The organism is Sphingomonas sp. GW821-FHT02B09 (assembly GCF_059421875.1).
On record NZ_JBWKVV010000004.1, the window covers coordinates 113,362 to 134,378 of the forward strand.

A 21,017-nucleotide genomic window follows, 5' to 3' on the forward strand; every position below is an offset into this window, starting at 1 on the left:
GGCTCAGCGCGCCCCCGCCGGCCACAGCACCACCCGCAGCGTCTGCAGCAGGATCAGCATGTCGAGGAACGGCGAATAGTTCTTCGCGTAATACAGGTCGTATTCCAGCTTGTGGCGGGCATCCTCGATCGACGCGCCATAGGGATAGTTGATCTGCGCCCAGCCGGTGATCCCCGGCTTCACCATGTGCCGCTCGGCGTAGAAGGGCAGCTGCTGTTCGAGCTGGTCGACGAATTGCGGCCGTTCGGGCCGCGGCCCGACGAAACTCATCTCGCCCTTCAGCACCGCCCAGGTCTGCGGCAGCTCGTCGATCCGGACGAGGCGGATGATGCGGCCGATGCGGGTGATGCGCGGGTCGTCCTTCTCCGCCCACACCGCCTTGCCGGCGACCTCGGCATCCTGGCGCATCGAGCGCAGCTTCACGATGTCGAACCCCTGATTGTAGAGGCCGATGCGGCGCTGGCGATAGAAAGCCGGCCCGCGCGATTCGAGCTTGATCGCCAGCGCGGTGAGCAGGATCAGCGGCAGCGTCAGGATCAGCAGCAGCAGGCTGGCGACGATGTCGAAGGCGCGCTTGAACACGCTCGACAGCATCCGACCCGAGGCGAAGCCGTCGGAGAAGATCAGCCACGACGGATTGACCGAATTGAGGTCGATCCGCCCGGTCTCGCGTTCGAGGAAGGTCGAGATCTCGCTGACCGCGACGCCGGTGGTGCGGACGCGCAGCAGGTCCTTGAGCGGCAAGGCGTTGCGGCGCTCCTCCAGCGCCAGCACCACCTCGCCGGCGCCATGGTCGACGACGTGCGCGGCGAGGTTGGGGATGGTGTCGCGCGGCACGGCACCCGCGACCACCGGATCGGCCTCGCCCATCGCGACATAGCCCGCGACGATGACGTTGGCGCCGGGCTGGTCCGCCAGCGCGCCGATCCGCGCCGCGCGATGGCCGGCGCCGAGCACGATGATCCGCCGCTTGAACGTATCGCCGCCGAGCGTGCGGTTGAGCATCGCGCGGACCACGACCAGCAGCACCGCGGCGATCAGCGTCGCATAGGCGAGATTGGAGCGCCACAGCGCCACCGGCGGGATCAGGAAGAACAGGATCGACAGGAAGACGACGCCGATCAGGATCGCCACCGCCAGCCGCGCCGCGGCGAAGCGCAGCGACAGGAACGAGCCGACGCCATAGGCCCCCACCGCGATCAGCGCGATCTGCAACGCCGCGGCGAAGGCGAACAATTGCGGCAGCCGGGTGGTCACCGGCAGGACCAGCATGCCGATCTGATGCGCGCGGATCACCCAGCCAAGCTCCGCCGCGGTCATCAGCAACAGCGCATCGACCACGCCGAGCAGCAGCACGGCATAGGGCACATAATGCTTGAACAGGCGGATCATGCGGGCACCCTCCCATGCCGGTCTGTAAGCTTTTCCGACAGCTATCCCGCAGGTCGCAGAAAAAAGAAAAGAAAACTTGAAGAAGGCGCCCTTAAGGATCGTTTCGCGCGCGCTTCATTTCGGTTAGGGGTGCGCGTCCCAAGGAGTTTATCACGCATCATGACGATCGTTCCTGTGGTCCTTTCCGGAGGGTCCGGCACCCGCTTGTGGCCGATGTCGCGTCCCGAGATGCCCAAGCAGCTGCTGGCGCTGACCGCCGAGGAAACCATGCTGCAGCTGACCGCCAAGCGCGCGCACGGCGAAGCCTTCGCGGCGCCGATCGTGGTCGCCAATGCGCGGCATGCCGATCACATCGACGAGCAGCTCCATGCGGTGGGCGCGGCGCCGCAGGCGGTGATCCTCGAACCGGTGGCGCGCAACACCGCGCCCGCGATCGCGCTCGCGGCGCTCGCCGCCAAGGGTGAAGAGGCGTTGCTGGTGATGCCGTCCGATCACGTCATCGCCGACGTCGCCGCCTTCCACGCCGCGATCGAGGCGGCGATGCCGCTGGTCGCCGACGGCTGGCTGGTCACCTTCGGCATCACCCCCGACGCGCCCGAGACCGGATACGGCTGGATCAAGGTCGGCGAGCCGCTCGCCGCGGGCGTCCACCGCGTCGCGCGCTTCGTCGAGAAGCCGATCCGCGAGCGCGCCGAAGAGATGCTGGCCTCCGGCGATCACGCCTGGAACGGCGGCATCTTCCTGTTCCGCGCCGACATCTTCCTCGGCGCCCTCGCCGCACACGCCCCCGGCATGCTCACCGCGACGCAGGAGGCGATGACCAAGGCACGGCGTGACGGCGTGCGCATCTACCCCGATGCCGAGGCGTTCGGCGCGTCGCCCGACGATTCGATCGATTATGCGGTAATGGAGCGCGCCGAGCGGGTCGCGGTGGTGCCGGTCGCGATGGGCTGGAGCGACGTCGGCAGCTGGGACGCGCTGCACGCGATCAGCGAGCGTGACGAGAGCGGCAACGCGCATCGTGGCGAGGTACTGGCGATCGACACGCAGGATTGCCTGATCCACTCGGACGGCATCCGCATCTCGGCGGTCGGGATCAGCGACCTGATCGTGGTGGCGAGCGGCAACGACGTGATGATCCTGCCGCGCGGCCGCAGCCAGGAGGTCAAGAAGCTGATCGCGGCGATGAATAACGACTGATGCGGGACCGGACGGTCGCGCTCAGGCGGCGACCGTCCACGCCCACAATCCGGCGAGCCCGGCCGCGCCGATCAGCAGCTGGCGGGGCCGCAACGTCGCGAAATAGGCGGGCGCATTGCCGGCGAGCGCCGCCCGGCGATCGAGCAACGCGGCGAGCACATAGCCGACGATCAGCGGCAGCAGCGCCCCCGACGGGCGACCGATCACCAGCGCGAAACCGGCGAGCGTGAAATAGGCGATGCTGGTCGCGATCTCGACCGGCTTCGACGCGCGCGGATAGCCGAAGCCAAATCCGCGGCGCACGCCGGCGATGAAGGCGAGCACGAGTGCGCCCCAGATGATGCCGAGCTGCACCGCCCAGAAAGGCCACGGCGGCGGCAGCACCCAGGCCCCCAGGGCAGCGGCGACCAGCGGCACCATCGGCCCATAGCCGAGCAGCACACCATCGGCGGGAACGTCGGGACGATCGGCATCATGGTTCATGCCGCGAGCAACGAGCGGCACGCCGCCGGGTTGCCTGGCGAGCCGCGCGTTCAGGGCAGGATTATCGGGACGCCGTCCAGCGTACGCCGCCGCGCGGCAAGCGCCGCGGGTACCGGCCTGTCGTCGAGCACGACGTACAGACGCCCGGCGACGGCTTCGCCGCGCGCGAAGGCGGCGGCGTCGGCGCGCAAGCGATCGAGGGTGACGCGGTCGGTACGGGCGGCATAGACGTTGGCGACCGGCCGGCCGGCCTTGGCGGCGCGCCACGCGATCTCCTGGAACACCGCGAGGTTGCCGAATACGTCGGCGGGGAAGAAGGCGATGCTGCGCGACCGGGCAATCAGCGCGTCCCATCGGGGGTCGAGCGTACGGACGTAGAGACGATGCTCCCCGGCCGAGCGGCTCTGCGCGCGGATCGTGCCGGCCATCGCGGCGAGGTCGATGATCTGGACCGCGACGATACCGATCAGCACGAACGTCGCCCGCCGCGCCGGCAGTCGGAAGATGGCGAGCAGCGCCATCAACACCATCACATAGCCGACGGGCCAGAACATACGGCCGGACGCCCGCACGGTATGCAACAGGCTCCTGATCTCCGCGGGCAGCGGCAATTGGGCGACGGCGAGGGTGGTGAGCACGATCAGCGCCGGGACGAGGTGACGCAGCCGCTGCGCTACCGCGCGCGCGTCGTCGGGGGCCGGCACCCGCCACGCGACGAGCAGCGCCAGCGCCATCAACAGCAACCCGCCGGCACCGAGATACTGGAAGCCTTCGAAACTTCGCCCCGGACCGGCCTCGTGCGCGGGCAGGACATTCGAGAAGCCACTGCTGCCCGGGTTCCACAACGCATCCAGCGGCATGGCGTAGAGGCCGAAGTCGGGCGCCGGCAGCTGTCCCCCGACGCCCAGCCACCGGGCCAGCAACGCGACCAGCAGCAGGATGGCAATGCCCTCCCCCACTACCGCCAGCCGGTCGCGGCGCGTGCCTTCGGCAAAGCGCACCAGCAGCGTCGTTGCCCAGATCGCGCCGACCATGACGAGGAGATAATTGTGGATCAGCGTCGCGACGGCGATGAGAGGCAGCCACCAGCGCAGGCGATGGCTCCGGTCGGGGTGCAGGAACAACCAGAGCGCGGCCAGGATCAGCCAATGCGCCATCAGATTGACGTGGATGTAGCGATTGAACAGCGTCGGCGGGAAGGCGAGCAGCGCGACGCCGATCCAGAGCGCCACTGGTCCCGGTGCATGGCGGCGGAGGAGCAGCCAGGCGAAGACCGCCTGCAGGATCAAACACAACAGGAGGAACGGGCCGACCAGTTGCGCATCCGCCGGCAGTCGACCTGCGAACGGCTTCGCGGCGAGCGTCACCAGCGGGTTGCTGTCTGTGAACAGCACCGACACGCCCTCAGGCGCGTCGAGCAGATGGGTCCGTAGCGACGCGCCGGCGCTCGGGTCATGCCAATAGGCATGCGCGCCGAGCGCGTTCTCGCCATTGTCGGTGCCCCTGATCAGCCAGCCCGGATTGCCGATGTCGAGGATCGCCGGGTGGAAGAAAGCGAGGAATACCGCGATCGGCAGGAGCAGCAGCAGGACGGGGGTGGCAAGGCGGGGCATGCGCGGCACCGTGCTCCCGATGCAGCGTATTTTTGGTTAACGGTGACGGCATGCAAAAAGGGACCGGCGGTTGCCCGCGCGGTCCCTTTTCGTGTGTCGTTGCCTGGAAAGCGCCGTCACGGCGAGAAACCGTGACGTCTGGCGGGTCCGATCGGGCCGGCCCGCCGGGCGTTCCGATGCCGTAACCGGGGCAGGCCGCGCCTGCCCCGATGCCGGATCAGAAGTCCATGCCGCCCATGCCGCCCATGCCGCCACCACCGGGCATGGCCGGAGCCTTGTCCTCAGGCAGTTCGGACACGGTCGCTTCCGTGGTGATCAGCAGGCCGGCCACCGAAGCGGCGTTCTGCAGTGCGGTGCGGACGACCTTGGTCGGGTCGATCACGCCGGCGGTCACCAGGTTCTCGTACGTGTCGGTCGACGCGTTGAAGCCGAACGACGTGTCGTTCTGGTCGAGCAGCTTGCCCGACACGACGGCACCGTCGTGACCGGCGTTCTGCGCGATCTGGCGAACCAGAGCCGTCAGCGACTTGCGGACGATGTCGATACCGCGGGTCTGGTCCTCGTTGACGCCCTTCAGGCCGTCGAGCGACTTGGTGGCGTACAGCAGCGCCGTGCCGCCGCCGGGGACGATGCCTTCTTCGACGGCCGCGCGGGTCGCGTGCAGCGCGTCGTCGACGCGGTCCTTGCGCTCCTTGACCTCGACCTCGGTCGAACCACCGACCTTGATTACGGCAACGCCGCCGGCGAGCTTGGCGAGACGCTCCTGGAGCTTCTCACGGTCATAGTCGCTGGTGGTGTTCTCGATCTGCGCACGGATCGCCTCGGTGCGGCCCTTGATCGCATCGGCTTCACCCGCACCGTCGATGATGGTGGTGTTGTCCTTGTCGATCGTGACGCGCTTGGCGGTGCCGAGCATGCCGACGGTGACGTTCTCGAGCTTGATGCCGAGGTCTTCCGAGATCATCTCGCCCTTGGTCAGGATCGCGATGTCCTCGAGCATCGCCTTGCGGCGATCGCCGAAGCCCGGTGCCTTGACCGCTGCGACCTTGAGGCCGCCGCGCAGCTTGTTGACGACGAGCGTGGCCAGGGCCTCGCCCTCGATGTCCTCGGCGATGATGAGCAGCGGGCGACCCGACTGGACGACGGCTTCCAGGATCGGGAGCATCGCCTGCAGGTTGCTGAGCTTCTTCTCGTGGATCAGGATGTACGGATCGTTGAGCTCGACCGTCATCTTCTCGGGATTGGTGATGAAGTAGGGCGACAGATAGCCGCGGTCGAACTGCATGCCCTCGACGACGTCGAGCTCGAAATCGAGACCCTTCGCTTCCTCGACGGTGATCACGCCTTCCTTGCCGACCTTCTCCATCGCTTCCGCGATCTTCTCGCCGACTTCACGGTCGCCGTTGGCCGAGATGATGCCGACCTGCGCGACTTCCGACGAACCCGAGACGGGCTTCGAGCGCGCCTTGATGTCCTCGACGACCTTCAGGACGGCGATGTCGATGCCGCGCTTGAGGTCCATCGGGTTCATGCCGGCGGCAACCGACTTCATGCCCTCGCGGACGATCGCCTGCGCCAGAACGGTCGCGGTGGTCGTGCCGTCGCCGGCGATGTCGTTGGTCTTCGAGGCCACTTCGCGCACCATCTGCGCGCCCATGTTCTCGAACTTGTCCTTGAGCTCGATCTCCTTGGCGACGGTGACGCCGTCCTTGGTGATGCGCGGTGCGCCGAAGCTCTTGTCGATCACGACGTTGCGGCCCTTCGGCCCAAGCGTCACCTTCACCGCATCGGCGAGGATGTCGACGCCGCGGAGGATGCGCTCACGCGCGTCGCGGCCGAATTTTACGTCCTTGGCTGCCATGGTGGCTACCCTTTCAGTTGGTCTGGAAATTCACAAAAGTCACACCAAGGAAGGTGTGACGAGAAGTCAGCCGACGATCCCGAGGATGTCGCTTTCCTTCATGATAAGAAGGTCTTCGCCGTCGACCTTGACCTCGGTGCCCGACCATTTGCCGAACAGGATCTTGTCGCCGGCCTTGACGTCGAGCGGGGTGATCGTGCCGTTCTCGGCGCGCGTACCAGTGCCGACGGCGACGACCTCGCCCTCCTGGGGCTTTTCCTTGGCGGTGTCGGGGATGATGATCCCGCCAGCCGTCTTTTCCTCGGCCTCGACGCGCTTCACGAGGACGCGGTCATGCAACGGACGAAAAGTCATTGCGAAGTCCCTCTTTCAGTCAGTGTTACAGATTTCTGGCACTCACGAAACGCGAGTGCCAACGGGGCGGATATGTGCCGGCTGCATGGGATCGTCAAGGCTCCCGCCGCGCAGAAAATCGCGATGCGGCGGCAGACGGTGCGCTGGGCGGGACGGCGGGCGGCGCGGGCTGATAAATCAGCGATTTACGAGATTGCCCCGCATCCCCCCGTTCGCCCTGAGCCTGTCGAAGGGCGTTGAGTCTCACGGTACTTCGACAAGCTCAGCACCAACGGGGTCTTTGGCCTAGTCGCCCTCGACCGTCCTCAGCGCGCGATCACCACGTCGCGGTAGCGTGGGTTGAGGAGGTGGAAGGCGAGCAGCGCGACGAGATAGGCGAGGCCGCAGGCGACGAAGAACGGGCCGTAGCTACCCACCGTATCGAGCAGCAGGCCGAGCGACTTGGAGGCGATGAAGCCCCCCGCCGCGCCGGCGAACCCGCCGAGCCCGATCAGGGTGCCCTGCGCATAACGGGGAAACTGGTCGCCGGGCAGCGCGAACAAATTGGTCGAGAAGCCCTGATGCGCCGCGCAGGCGAGCCCGATCATGCCGACCGCGACCCAGATGCTGCTCGCCTGCGCGGCGAACATCACCGGCAGCGCGAACAAGGCGCAGACGAACATCGCGCGCTTGCGGGCACGGCCCACCGCGACGCCGCGCTTGAGCAGCCGCGACGAATACCAGCCGCCGGCAATCGCGCCGAAATCGGCGAGGATGTAGATGGCGACCAGCGGCGGGCCGAAATTCTTGAGGTCGTAGCCGTAGCGGGTGTGGAAGAAATCGGGCAGCCAGAACAGGAAGGTCCACCAGACCGGATCGATCAAGAAACGACCGGTCATATAGGCCCAGGCCTCGCGATGGCGCAGCACGGCGAGGAAACCCGCGCGGCCGGCATCGTCAGCAGGCTCGGTCTCGATCCACGCGCGCTCTTCGGCGGTGACGCGGGGATGGGCGTGCGGCGGATGGTAGAGCCGCCACCAGGCGGCGAGCCAGACGAGGTTGAACAGGCCGGTGATGATGAACGCCCAGCGCCAGTCGAGCACCAGATTGACGACGATGAAGCCGATCAGCAGCGGCGTCACCACCGCGCCGACATTGGCGCCGGCGTTGAAGATGCCGATCGCGAGCGCGCGCTCCTTGCGCGGAAACCATTGCGACGCCGCGGCGAGCGCCGAGGGATAGGTGCCCGCCTCGCCGAAGGCGAGCGGGATGCGCGCGATCGCAAAGCCGGTGGTCGAGGTGACGAGCGTCTGCGCGAAATGGCCGATCGTCCAGCTGCCCATCGCGAGCAGATAGCCATTGCGCGCGCCGATCCGGTCGATCAGCCAGCCGAACAGCAGGAAGCCGAAGCCATAGGCGACCTGGAAATAACCGGTGATGTCGCCATAGCCGGCGTTGCTCCAGCCATAGAGCGCGGTGAGCTGCGGCTTGAGCACGCCGAGCACCAGCCGGTCGATATAGCTCAACACCACCGCCGCGAAGAGCAGGCCGCAGATCAGCCAGCGGATGCGGCCGCGCGGCGGCGTCACCGCATGGACGGCGGTTTCGGGTGCGCTGGCCGCGGCGTCGCCGATCTCGCTCACCTTACCAGCTCCACAAGGTGCCGTCTTCGAGACGGTTCACGGGCAGATAGGCGCGCTTGTAGGCGTGCGTGGCGGCGAGGTCCGTGTCGATCGACACGCCGAGGCCGGGCGCGTCGCCCGGATGCATCGTGCCGTCGGTGAAGCGATAGGCGTGCGGGAAGACCGCGTCGGTCTCGGCGCTGTGCGGCATATGCTCCTGGATGCCGAAATTGGGCACCGACAGGCCGAAGTGCAGCGCCGCCGCCATCGCCACCGGCGAGAGATCGGTCGCGCCGTGGCAGCCGGTGCGGACCTGATAGAGATCGGCGAGCGCGGCGATGCGGCGCAAATGGGTGATGCCGCCGGCATGGACGACGGTGGCGCGGATATAGTCGATGAGCTGGTTCTCGATCAGATGCTTGGCATCCCAGATCGAGTTGAACACCTCGCCGACGGCAAGCGGCGTCGTGGTGTGCTGGCGGATCAGGCGGAAGGCGTCCTGGTTTTCCGCCGGGGTCGCATCCTCGATCCAGAACAAGCGATAGGGTTCGAGATCCTTGCCGAGCCGCGCCGCCTCGATCGGGGTCAGACGGTGATGGACGTCGTGGAGCAGATGCACGTCCCAGCCGAGCGCCTCGCGTGCCGCGGCGAACAATTCGGGGACGATGCGCAGATATTTCTCGGTCGACCAGACCGCCTCATTCGGCAGGTCGCCGTCGGCGGGTTCGTAGCGCTGGCCCTGTTTGGCGACGCCATAAGTGGAGGCGAGCCCGGGCACGCCGCATTGCAGCCGGATCGCGCGATAGCCCTCGTCGCGGTGGCGCAATGCGGTCTCGATCGTGTCGGCGATCGTGGTGCCGTTGGCGTGGCAATAGACGAGACAGGAGTCGCGCGCGGCGCCGCCGAGCAACTGGTAGACCGGCAGGCCCGCGACCTTCCCCTTGATGTCCCACAGCGCCATGTCGACCGCGGCGATCGCGGTCATCGTCACCGGGCCGCGCCGCCAATAGGCGCCCTTGTAGAGATATTGCCAGACATCCTCGATCCGGTGCGCGTCGCGGCCGATCAGGCAGGGGACGACGTGATCCTCGAGATAGCTGGCGACGCTGAGCTCGCGGCCGTTGAGCGTCGCGTCGCCGAGGCCGGTGGTGCCGTCGTCGCAGGTGATCTGCAACGTGACGAAATTGCGTCCCGGCGAGGTGACGATGACGCGGGCGTCGGTGATCGTGGGCATCGGATGATCCTTCAGGCGATGTCGAGCGCGACGGTTTGCACGTCGCGGCTGTTGGGGCCGGTCATGATGTCGAAGCGGCCGGGCTCGACCAGTTCGCGCATGTCACGGTTCCACAGGCGGAAGGCGTCCGGGCCGAGCGTCAGCCGGACGGTGCGGCTCTCGCCGGGCTTGAGCGTCACCCGCGCGAAACCCTTGAGCGCCTTGACCGGGCGGGCGACCGACGACACCTGGTCGCGGACGTAGAGCTGGACGACCTCGTCACCGGTGCGGTCGCCGATATTGGCGACGTCGACCTCGACGTCGACCGATCCGGCCACGCCGATCCGCGCCGCCGACAGCCGCGGCGGCGACAGGCGGAAGCGCGTGTAGCTGAGCCCGAAGCCGAACGGGAACAACGGCGCGTCGTCGTCGAACAGATAGCCGCGCCGCGCCGACGGCTGGTGGTCGTAGTAGAAAGGCAATTGGCCGACGTCGCGGACCACCGTCACCGGCAGCTTCGCGCCGGGATTGACGTCCCCCCACAATGCATCCGCCATCGCGTGCCCGCCCTGCTGGCCCATATACCAGCATTCTAGCATCGCATTGGCGTTGGCGACCACGGTCGGCCAGCTCGGCGGCCGGCCGTTGATCGCCACCACCACCACCGGCTTGCCGGTCGCCTTCAATGCGGTGAACAGCGCAGTCTGCTCGCCGAGCAGGTCGAGCGAGGTGCGGTCGCCGAGATGCGTCTTGGCATAGCCTTCGCGGCTGGTCTGCTCGGTGTCGCCGATCGCCAGCACGATCACGTCGGCATTCGCCGCGACGGTCACCGCCTCGGCGATCAGCGCGCGGTTGCGGGCGGGATCGGCGAGCAGCACCTCGTTGGCGGACCGATCCTCGCTCTGCGTGATGAACACGCCCTGCGCGTGGACGACCTCGGCCCTGCCCTTCAATTTGGCGCGGATGCCGTCGAGCAGCGAGACGGGATCGGTCGGGATCGACGAATAGCCGCCGAGCCGCGCGACCGCGGCATTGGGGCCGATCACCGCGACGCGGCGATGACGGTCGACCGACAGCGGCAGCGTGCCGTCGTTCTTGAGCAAGGCGATCGAGCGCGCCGCGGCCTCGCGGGCGAGCGCCAGTGCCTCGGCATTGGCGGTGAGGCGGGCGGCGGCGCGGGGATCGACGCGCGGCTCCTCGAACAGGCCGGCGCGAAATTTGAGCGTCAGCATGCGCGCGCAGGCGGCGTCGATCGCGGCGACGCTCACCTTGCCGGCACGGACCTGATCGGCGAGCGTGCGATAGGCGACGCCGTCGGGCAGATCGCTGTCCACCCCGGCGGCGAGCGCCAGCCGCGCCGCCTCGCCGACGTCGCCGGCGATATGATGAAAATAGTCGAGCTCGGGGATGGCGGCGTAATCGCTGACGATCGCACCGTCGAATCCCCATTCGCCGCGCAGCACGTCGCCGAGCAGCCAGCCATTGGCGTGGCTGGGGACGCCGTCGATCTCGTTGTACGAGGGCATCACCGCCCCTACCCCGGTCCGCTCGACCACCGCGCGGAACGGCGGGAAATAGCTTTCGCGCAGCTCGCGCTCGCCGATCTGCGCGGGCGCGACGTTGTTGCCCGCCTGCGGCTGGCCGTGACCGGTCATGTGCTTGAGCGTCGCGAACACCTTGCCCGGCGCCAGCTCCCGCCCCTCGCCCTGCAGGCCGTGGACCGCGGCGACGCCCATCTCGCCGCACAGATAGGGGTCCTCGCCGAACGTCTCCTCGATCCGCCCCCAGCGCGGATCGCGGGCGATGTCGACCACCGGCGAGAGCGCGAGCACGGTGCCGTGCGCGCGCACCTCGCGGCCGATCACCGACTGGACGCGGGTCATCAGATCGGGATCGAAGCTGCCGGCGAGCGCGATCGCCTGCGGGAAGCTGGTCGCCTCGGGGGCCATATAGCCGTGCAGCGATTCCTCGTGGAACAGCACGGGAATGCCGAGCCGCGTCCTGGTGCGCGACCAGTCCTGCGCGGCGTTGACGAAGGCGATCGTGTCGGCGGGCTTGCGCCAGCGGCCGGTGACGTCGGTGCCGGTGTTGGTCGCGGTCGCCGCGCCGCCGCGATCCGACGGCCGCGCGATCTGGCCGATGCCGTTTGGATAAGCGGCGCTGGCGCGGGCCGGGTCGAAGCCGCGCGCCTCGTCCATCACGTCGCGCTTGGTGGTCGACAGCGTGATGAGCTGCGCCACCTTTTCGTCGAGCGTCATCCGGCCGATGAGGTCGCGGACCCGCAGGTCGACAGGCGCGCGCGCGTCCTTGTAGAGCGGCGACGCGGGTCGCGCGGCGGCGGGGAGCAACGCCATCAGCGACACCCCCGCACTCCAGCGCAACACCTCACGACGGGACGAAACGGCAGGACGCGACGTCAAGACAGGCTCTCCAGGATTGGCAAACCAATACGATGCGGCTTGCCTGTTATGTTGATAGCGATAACATGAAAGCTGGACCGCGGACTTGTCAATCGTTCGCGACGGGAGAGTGAGATGAAAGGGTATCGTGCGCTGATCGGAGCGCTGGGCGCAAGCTGGCTCGCGCTGGCCAGTCCGGCATTCGCCGATGACGGCTATTCCTTGTGGTTGCGGACCAGTGCCCCGGCGACCGGTCAGGCCGCCGTGACGCGGCTGGGCGACAGCGCGACGCTGCGGCTCGCCGAGAGCGAGCTGCGTCGCGCATTGCCCGCGGGGACGCCGCCGGTGGTGGTCGCGACCGCCGCCGCGCCGGGGATCACCGCGCTGGGACTCCCCTTCGCCGGATTGGGCGACGAGGGCTATCTGGTACGTCGCGTGACGCTCGCGGGCCGAAGCGTGCTGCTGGTCGCGGGCAACGGCGATCGCGGCACGCTGTACGGCGCCTTCGCGTTGCTGCGCGCGCTCGGCACCGGCGATCGTGCCGAGACGGTGGCGCTGCGCTCGGCGCCCAAGGTCAAGCTGCGGATGCTCAACCATTGGGACAATCTCGATGGCACGGTCGAGCGCGGCTACGCTGGCCAGTCGTTGTGGGACTGGTGGACGCTGCCCGACTTCAAGGATCCGCGCTACACCGATTACGCCCGCGCCAACGCCTCGATCGGCATCAACGGGACGGTGATCAACAACGTCAACGCCAAGGCCGACAGCCTCACGGCGCCCTATATCGCCAAGGCCGCCGCGCTCGCCGACGTGCTGCGGCCGTGGGGTATCCGCGTCTATCTGTCGGCGCGCTTCTCGGCGCCGGTCGAGCTGGGCGGGCTCAAGACCGCCGACCCGCGCGATCCCGCCGTCGCCGCCTGGTGGCGTGCCAAGTCGGACGAGATCTATCGCGCGATCCCCGATTTCGGCGGCTTCCTCGTCAAGGCGAACAGCGAGGGCCAGCCCGGCCCGCGCGACTATGGCGCGAGCCACGCCGATGGCGCCAACATGCTCGCCGCGGCGGTGGCGCCGCATGGCGGGATCGTGATGTGGCGCGCCTTCGTCTATGCCGAGACCGACCCGACCGATCGCGCCAAACAGGCCTATAGCGAGTTCAAGCCGCTCGACGGCCGCTTCGCCGGGAACGTGCTGGTGCAGGTGAAGAACGGCGCGATCGACTTCCAGCCGCGCGAGCCCTTCCATCCGCTGTTCGGCGCGATGCCGAAGACGCCGCTGATGATCGAATTCCAGATCACCAAGGAATATCTCGGCTTCGCCACCCACCTCGCCTATCTCGGCCCGCTGTTCGCCGAGACGCTGCATGCGAAGACCGGTCGCCGCCGCGACGAGACCGTCGCCGACGTCGTCGACGGATCGGCGGAGGGCCATAAGCTGACCGGCATGGCCGGCGTCGCCAATATCGGCCGCGACCGCGACTGGAGCGGATCGACCTTCAACCAGGCCAATTGGTATGCCTTCGGCCGACTCGCCTGGGATCCGGACCTGACCTCCGAGGGGATCGCGCGCGAATGGGCGGCGCAGACCTTCGGCACCGATCCGCAGGTCGTCGCCACCACGACCGCGATGATGGCCGGATCGCGCGAGGCGGTGGTCGATTACACCGGCGCGTTCGGGCTCGCGCATCTGATGGCGACCGGCCATCATTACGGACCGGGTCCGTGGGTCGCCGATCTGGCGCGGCCCGAGTGGAACCCGACCTATTATCATCGCGCCGACCCGGACGGCATCGGCTTCGAACGCGGTCGTAGCGGCAGCGACGCCGTCGACCAATATGCCCCCTCGGTCGCGCGCCAGCTCGCCCGGCCGGAGACGACGCCGGAACGCGAATTGCTGTGGTTCCACCATGTTCGCTGGGACCGCCGCATGGCCGACGGGAAGACCCTGTGGGAGGATCTGGTCGCGCATTACGACGCCGGCGTCGGCTATGTCGCCGGCATGCAGCGGCAATGGGACACGCTGCGCGACAGGATCGATGCCGAACGCTGGCAGAAGACGGCGACCTATCTGGCGATCCAGCAGCGCGAGGCGCGCTGGTGGCGCGATGCCAGCCTCGCCTATTGGATGTCGGTCAACCACCGCCCGCTGCCCGCCGGCGTGGCGCCACCCGAACACGGCCTCGCCTGGTACAAGGCGCAGAGCTACCCCCATGCGCCGGGACATACGTCGTGACGCGGTCGCGGTAACGCTGCTCCTCCCCGTCTCAATCTCCGGTTGGCCTAACCGAAACCGATTGACTTGCTGACCAATACGGAGAAGATAGCGCTATCAAGGCCGCGACAGACGGGCATGACGAGGGACGGGGATGGCTGGAGCATCGCTGACATTGCTGACGGGCGTTCGCCCCGCGCCGACGATGCCGGAGACGGCATCGCGCCGGGGTGATGCGTCGTTCGTCGCCTTCATCATGACCGAAACCTGATCCGCATCCGACGTCTCCGTCGGTGGCCGTCGGCCGCCGGCGACAATCCATGCTGCGCATGCCGCGACGACGGCAGCGCGTCACCAGAGAGGAACCTGAAGTTGAGCACCGTCCGCACCCTTCGCCTGCGCCGCATCGCGCTCCTGTGCGCCACCACACTCGGCACGCTGGGCGCGTCGATGGCCGCGGCGCAGGCCGTGCCGCCGCCGCAGGAACAGACCCCGGCCGACGGCCAGGACAACGGCCCCGCCGTCGCGCCCGTGCCGCAGACCGACCAGAGCCAGGGCGCGCCCGGTGAGGACATCGTCGTCACCGGCTATCGCTCGAGCCTCGCCAAGTCGACCGAGTCCAAGCGCGCCTCGACCGGCTTTACCGATTCGATCTTCGCCGAGGATATCGGCAAGTTCCCCGACACCAACATCGCCGAATCGTTCAACCGCATCCCCGGCGTGACGATCACCCGCGACGTCACCGGCGAAGGCACCAACGTCGCGATTCGCGGCCTCGGCTCCAACTTCACCAACGTGACGCTGAACGGCGCGACGATCGCCGTCGCCTCGTCGGGCGCGACCGACGCGCAGGGCACCGACCGTTCGGTCGACCTCAGCTTCTTCCCGACCGACCTGTTCACCAAGCTGACCGTCAACAAGAGCTATACCGCCGATCTGCTCGAAGGCGGCGCGGCGGGCAACATCGACCTGCGCTCGGCCCGGCCGTTCGACCGCCAGACCTCGTTCCTCGCCTATAACATCCAGGGCACCAAGCAGACGCCCGAGGACCGGATCGGTGCGCGCGGCTCGCTGATCGGCAGCTGGCGCAACGATACGTTCGGCATCCTCGCCGGCGTGTCGGCGCAGCGCCTGTTCACCGAGACGCGCGGGTTCGAGACGATCGGTTATACCAACCCGGCGCTCACCGCGGCGCAATGCGGCGCGACCTCGGGCTGCAACAGCACGGGCGGCGGCAATTGGACGATCCCCGCGACGGTGCCGGTCGGCGCCGGTGCCGGCCTCGTCGCCGGTACGCCGATCAACAGCGCCTTCCTGCTCGCCAACAATCCCGGTGCCTCGATCCAGCAGATCGACAACGGCCTGCTGCCGCGCCTCGGCCGCATCGCCAACATCCGCGGGCCGCGCGACCGCCTGAACGCGATTCTGAGCGCCGAATGGCAGCCGACCGACACGCTGCATTTCTATATCGACGGCCTGTACGGCTATAAGAAGAACGACCTGATCCGCGAGGACATGGCGTGGATCGTGCGCAACGGCGCGTCGATCCCGACCAACCTCACCTTCGACAAGGCCGATTGCAGCGCCGGCTGCACCGTCACCGGCGGCACCTTCGCCAATGCGCAGTTCTTCGACGAATTCCGTCCGTATATCGAGACCACCAAGCTGTTCAGCGTCAATCCCGGCGGCGAATGGGAGATCGACGACAAGCTCAAGCTGACGCTGCAAGGCAATTACGCGCGCTCGACCTTCCACCGCGAGAGCCCGACCGTGGGCTTCACCACCCCGCTCGGCGTCGGCAACACCGTCACCTATTCGAACGACGGCGGCATCCCGAGCATCAAGAGCAATCTCGACCTCAACGATCCCGCCAATTTCGGCTGGTACGCCGGCAGCCGCGTCAACATCCAGGACGAGCGCCGGCTGAACGTCAACAAGGGCTTCCGCGGCGATCTGACCTGGGGCGACAAGGCGCTCAACCTGAAGGTCGGCGGCGCGTTCGACGACGTGTCGCGGCGCATCCGCGGTTACGACAACAGCCAGGCGTGGCAGAATGCGGTCTGCGGCAACAACCCCAACGTATCGCTGCAATCGCCCAATTCGCAGCCGCCCTGCGAGGGCCTGAACGCGCCCGGTGTGATCCCCGCGGGCTATCCGACCTATCCGGGCCTCGGCACCGGGGCGACCGCCGGAACCAGCGGACCGGTCAGCTATGGCGGATCGCTGATCCCCAACGGCGCCGTTCCGACCTATCTGAGGCCCGGCCCCGCCGGTTTCGTGACGGTCGATTTCCCCGCCTTCGCGGCGGCGAGCAACTATGACTTCTATCACGACAATGCGCCCGAGAGCGGCGGTGCCAACACCGGCGCCAGCGGCGGCTCGATCCGCGAGGTGGTGAAGTCCGCCTTCGCCACGGTGAACGGTGCACAGGAGCTGGGCGGCAACACGCTGCGCTTCAACGTCGGCCTGCGCTACGTCAACACGATCCAGACGATCGCGGGACGCGTCTCGCTGCCCGATCCGCGCAACACGACGGCGACGGGGGCCACCCTGCCCGACGGCAGCCGCTATCCGAACATCGTCAACGTCGTGTCGACCCGCAACGAATATGCCAAATGGCTGCCCGCCGCGACCTTCGCCTACGACCTGAGCGAGCATGCGGTGGTGCGCGTCGCCGGATCGCGGACGATGACCCGGCCCGATCCGTCGGCGCAATTGCCCGGCGTCAGCTTCGGCGCGCCGTCCGCCGACCAGGCGAACATCGGCAATCCGGCGCTGTCGCCGTACATGTCGACCAACCTCGACCTCGGTTTCGAATATTATACCGGGCGCGAGGGCGTGATCAGCTTCAACGCATTCCGCAAGGCGATCACCGGCTTCACCAACACCTCGATCACCACGGTGCCGTTCACCGCGCTGGCGCAATATGGCATCACCTACGATACGCTGAATTCCACGCAGCAGATCGCGATCAACTCGCGCGGCGGGCCCAATACCGCGCAGGTGCAGGTGACCTCGCAGGTCAACGTGCCCAACAAGCTGACGATCAACGGCCTCGAATTCCAGTGGGTCCAGCCGCTCGACTTCCTGACCCGCCATATCGGCGTGACCGGCTTCGGCTTCAACGCTAACGCCACGATCGTCGACCAGACCAGCAGCGGCCCCGCCACCGCATTCGGCGTCGCACCGTTCACCTACAACATCACCGGTTATTACGAGAAGAACGGCATCATGCTGCGCGTCTCGACGACCTCGCGCGAGGGTTCGCAGAACAGCGGCACCGCGCAGAACGGCATCCCGGCGGCGGCGCTGTACGGCACCGATTACACCACCTACGACTTCTCGTCGTCGTTCGACCTCGACAAGATCTTCGGTTTCGCCGGGGCGCCGCAGCTCACCGTCAACGTCGCCAATTTCACCAACGCGACGCTGCGCTCCTACTTCCAGTTCGAGAATGCCACCTTCACCCAGTACAAGCCCGGTCGCCAGTTCCTCGTCGGACTGCGCGGCACCTTCTAGGCCGGAGCGACATTCAGGGTCTTGCGAAAATTCCTCCCCCGCAAGGGGGAGGTGGCGCGGCGAAGCCGTGACGGAGGGGGAGGTAAGCGACCACCTCTGTTTCGTATCCTCCCCCTCCGTCATGCCTGCGGCATGCCACCTCCCCCTGGCGGGGGAGGACTTTCAATGAATACCGATTTCGCCTGAGTCGATCGCCGATGGCGCGGACGGGGTTGTCCTGCGGTGACGGAGCCAGATAGGGGAACACCATCTGACCCGGGAGTGCCGTTTGGAAGCCGTATCGATCGTCCTGTTCCTGTTGCTCGCCGTCGTCATGAGCGGCGCGGTGTCGCGCATGCTGCCGGTGTCGGTGCCGACGCCATTGGTCCAGATCCTGCTCGGCGCGGTGATCGGCCTGTCGACCTCCTATCGCGTCGAGCTCGATCCCGAGCTGTTCCTGCTGCTGTTCCTGCCGCCGCTGCTGTTCCTCGACGGCTGGCGCATTCCCAAGGACGAATTGCTCAAGGATCTGTCGACGGTGGTCGAGCTGGCGCTCGGCCTCGTGCTGCTGACGGTGATCGGCATGGGCTTCTTCATCCACTGGATGATCCCGGCGATGCCGCTCGCGGTCGCCTTCGCGCTCGCCGCCGTGGTGTCGCCGACCGACCCGATCGCGGTGTCGGCGATCGCCGCGCGGGTGCCGATCCCGAAGCGGATGATGCATATCCTCGAAGGGGAATCGCTGCTCAACGACGCCTCTGGCCTCGTCTGCCTGCGCTTCGCGATCGCCGCGGCGCTGACCGGCACCTTCTCCGCCGCCTCCGCCGCGACCAGCTTCCTGTGGGTCGCCGGCATCGGCCTCGCGGTCGGCATCGTCGTGACGCTGGTCGTCACCCGCATCAAGGCGTGGGTGTCGCGGCGGTTCGGCGAGGAGCCGGGGTCGCAGATCCTCGTCAGCCTGCTGATCCCGTTCGGATCGTATCTGCTCGCCGAGCATATCCATGCCTCGGGCATCCTCGCCGCCGTGTCGGCGGGGGTCACGATGACCTTCGCCGAAATCTCGCGCCAGGCGCTGGCGACGACGCGGATGCGCCGCAATTCGGTGTGGGACACAATCCAGTTCGCACTCAACGGCATCATCTTCGTGCTGCTCGGCGAGCAGCTTCCCGCGATCCTCGCCGGCGCCAAGTCGACCGTGCTGCTGACCGGCCATCACGGACCGGAATGGCTCGGCCTCTACGTGCTGGCGATCGTCGCCGGTCTCGCGCTGCTGCGCTTCGGCTGGGTGTGGGTGTCGCTGCGGCTGACCCTGCTGCGGCGGCGGCTGAACAGCGAGGCGACGCTGCACAGCCCCGACTGGCGGCTGGTCGCGGCCATGTCGCTGGCCGGGGTGCGCGGCGCGATCACGCTGGCGGGCGTGCTCACCATCCCGCTGACGATGAACGACGGCAGCCCCTTCCCTGCCCGCGACCTCGCGATCTTCCTCGCCGCCGGGGTCATCATCGTGTCGCTGGTGCTGGCGAGCATCGCATTGCCGATCCTGCTCAACGGCCTGACGATGCCGGCCGAGCCGTCGAAACAGGCCGAGGAGGATGCCGCACGCGTCGCCGCCGCGGAGGCGGCGATCTCGGCGATCGAACGGTCGCAGCACGACCTCGCCGAGCGTGACGGCAACGCCGATTTTTACGCCGCCGCCGGCACGCGGGTGATGGACCTGTACCGCGAGCGGATCGAGAGCCGCAGCGGCTCGGCCAAGGCGTCGGCGGAGGCGCGGTTGCAGGACCGGCTGGAGCGCACCTTCCGCCTCGCCGGGATCAAGGCCGAGCGCGCCGCGGTCGTCGAGCAGGTGCGCGAGCGCGCGATCGGCAGCGCCACCGCGCAGAAGCTGATCCGCGAACTCGACCTGCTCGAGGCGCGCTACCGGATCTGACGGTCAGCGCGCGGCGAGCGTCGCGCGGCCGATGCCGCCGCCGCTCTGCTTGGCCTGGTAGAGCGCGGCATCGGCGAGCGCGACCAGCTCGTCGAGATCGCTCTCGTCGCCGCCGGCGGTCACGAAGCCGAGGCTGACGCCGATCTCGATCTGATGCGTGTCGATCTCGTAAGGCGCCATGATCCGCCGCACGAGGGTGCGCGCGAAGAGGTCCGCCTCGCTCTGGCTGCGCACCCCCGACTGGATGATGACGAACTCGTCGCCACCGACCCGCGCCGCCGTGTCGTGCGGCTGGAGCACCGAGCGGACGCGATCGCTGACCGCGGTCAGCAGCGCGTCGCCGGTCGGATGGCCGTAGCGGTCGTTGACCGGCTTGAACGCATCGAGATCGAGGCAATGGATCGCGATATCATATTCCTCGCGCATCTGGCTGGTGAACGCCTCGCGCAGGCCGAGCCGGTTGGGCAGCTTGGTGAGCGGATCGACCCGCGCCAGCGCCGCCATCGCCTGACGCGTGATGATATGCTGGCGCGTCGCTTGATAGAGATGGCGGATGCTCTGGAATGCGGCGAGCATGAAGCAGATCAGGCTGGCACCGAGCAATTGGTGCGGACTGTCGGCCCGCAGCATCGCGCTGATCGCGATCGGCATCGCGCTGAGCACGAGGCAGGCGGTCGCCAGCCACGGCCGGATCGAGGTGTGCGCGACCAGCCCCGAGCAATAGCCGAACAGCAGGCCGGTCGCGAGCATCTGCAACAACACCGCGTCATGGACGAAGGCGCGCGCGCCGAGCATCCCCAGCGAGAGTGCCAGGCCGAGGCTGAACACCGCGAACGCCTGCGCCCAGCGGTCCTGCCGGCGCACCGCCAGATCGGCCCGCCGCTGATGCGCGGCGATCAGCGCCAGCTTGAGCGTCGCGCAGACGACGCCGGACACCAACGCCCCCCAAGCGATGGGATCGTGCAGATCGCTGGCGATCTTCAGTCCCAGCGCCGTGAAGATCGCCGTCATCACCGCATTCGGCAGCGCCGTCGCGAATAGCGCGTTGCGCAGCTCGACTCGCACCGGCTCGGCGGTCGTACGGCGAGAGGAAGGCGACGTCATGGTCATCGGTTACCGCGATACAACGAATTAGGGGTTAATTTCACGCCAAATTGGCTGTTCCCGCAAGTAAAGTGCGTAAGGCCTTTAATGTCTGATTTGGACTTATATGGAGAGCTGCTGGGTTTTCGGGTCGCGGTGGCGGTCGAGCATTTGTCACGCTG

13 protein-coding genes are annotated in these 21,017 nt (G+C 67.7%); 4 read left to right on the forward strand and 9 right to left on the reverse strand.

Annotation, left to right across the window (positions count from 1 at the left end; genetic code table 11):
* Positions 1-3 precede the first annotated feature (3 nt).
* Positions 4-1,392, reverse strand: a complete 1,389-nt coding sequence (locus AC07U4_RS17165; RefSeq protein ID WP_038661982.1) for a TIGR03013 family XrtA/PEP-CTERM system glycosyltransferase — start codon at positions 1,390-1,392, stop codon at positions 4-6.
* A gap of 159 nt (positions 1,393-1,551) precedes the next feature.
* On the opposite strand from AC07U4_RS17165, the gene AC07U4_RS17170 reads away from it, so the two are divergent.
* Complete coding sequence (locus AC07U4_RS17170) at positions 1,552-2,592, forward strand: mannose-1-phosphate guanylyltransferase/mannose-6-phosphate isomerase (RefSeq protein WP_495196257.1); 1,041 nt, start codon at positions 1,552-1,554, stop codon at positions 2,590-2,592.
* A gap of 21 nt (positions 2,593-2,613) precedes the next feature.
* Here AC07U4_RS17170 and AC07U4_RS17175 read toward each other — a convergent pair whose 3' ends face one another.
* The 7 genes from AC07U4_RS17175 to AC07U4_RS17205 form a co-directional block, all read right to left on the reverse strand.
* Positions 2,614-3,075 carry a DUF3429 domain-containing protein gene (locus tag AC07U4_RS17175; protein ID WP_137897689.1) on the reverse strand — a complete coding sequence of 154 codons (462 nt, stop codon included), beginning with the start codon at positions 3,073-3,075 and terminating at the stop codon, positions 2,614-2,616.
* A gap of 50 nt (positions 3,076-3,125) precedes the next feature.
* Positions 3,126-4,688, reverse strand: a complete 1,563-nt coding sequence (locus tag AC07U4_RS17180; protein WP_495196258.1) for a DUF6311 domain-containing protein — start codon at positions 4,686-4,688, stop codon at positions 3,126-3,128.
* Between the two features lie 217 nt (positions 4,689-4,905).
* Complete coding sequence (groL, locus tag AC07U4_RS17185) at positions 4,906-6,549, reverse strand: chaperonin GroEL (RefSeq protein ID WP_038661989.1); 1,644 nt, start codon at positions 6,547-6,549, stop codon at positions 4,906-4,908.
* A gap of 66 nt (positions 6,550-6,615) precedes the next feature.
* On the reverse strand, positions 6,616-6,903 hold the full coding sequence (gene groES, locus AC07U4_RS17190; protein ID WP_038661992.1) for a co-chaperone GroES: 288 nt from the start codon (positions 6,901-6,903) through the stop codon (positions 6,616-6,618).
* A 305-nt stretch (positions 6,904-7,208) separates the two neighbouring features.
* Positions 7,209-8,516, reverse strand: a complete 1,308-nt coding sequence (locus AC07U4_RS17195; RefSeq protein ID WP_052075802.1) for an MFS transporter — start codon at positions 8,514-8,516, stop codon at positions 7,209-7,211.
* A gap of 10 nt (positions 8,517-8,526) precedes the next feature.
* Positions 8,527-9,738: a D-mannonate dehydratase ManD gene (gene manD / locus AC07U4_RS17200; RefSeq protein ID WP_038661995.1), complete on the reverse strand. Its 1,212-nt coding sequence runs from the start codon at positions 9,736-9,738 to the stop codon at positions 8,527-8,529.
* Positions 9,739-9,749: 11 nt separating this feature from the next.
* On the reverse strand, positions 9,750-12,071 hold the full coding sequence (locus tag AC07U4_RS17205) for a glycoside hydrolase family 3 N-terminal domain-containing protein (RefSeq protein WP_495196372.1): 2,322 nt from the start codon (positions 12,069-12,071) through the stop codon (positions 9,750-9,752).
* 180 nt (positions 12,072-12,251) lie between these two features.
* Here AC07U4_RS17205 and AC07U4_RS17210 point away from each other — a divergent pair, with 180 nt between their 5' ends.
* From AC07U4_RS17210 to AC07U4_RS17220, 3 genes are all read left to right on the forward strand, one after another.
* Positions 12,252-14,345 (forward strand): alpha-glucuronidase family glycosyl hydrolase, encoded by a 2,094-nt coding sequence (locus AC07U4_RS17210; protein ID WP_495196259.1) that lies wholly within the window; start codon positions 12,252-12,254, stop codon positions 14,343-14,345.
* Between the two features lie 429 nt (positions 14,346-14,774).
* Positions 14,775-17,843: a TonB-dependent receptor gene (locus AC07U4_RS17215; RefSeq protein WP_495196373.1), complete on the forward strand. Its 3,069-nt coding sequence runs from the start codon at positions 14,775-14,777 to the stop codon at positions 17,841-17,843.
* A gap of 268 nt (positions 17,844-18,111) precedes the next feature.
* Positions 18,112-19,752, forward strand: coding sequence for a Na+/H+ antiporter (locus AC07U4_RS17220; protein WP_171009356.1), 1,641 nt, complete (start codon positions 18,112-18,114; stop codon positions 19,750-19,752).
* A gap of 3 nt (positions 19,753-19,755) precedes the next feature.
* Here the strand turns inward: AC07U4_RS17220 and AC07U4_RS17225 are convergent, their stop codons facing one another.
* Entirely contained in the window at positions 19,756-20,856 is a 1,101-nt protein-coding gene (locus tag AC07U4_RS17225) for a diguanylate cyclase domain-containing protein (protein ID WP_495196260.1), read from the reverse strand.
* Positions 20,857-21,017: the final 161 nt, after the last annotated feature.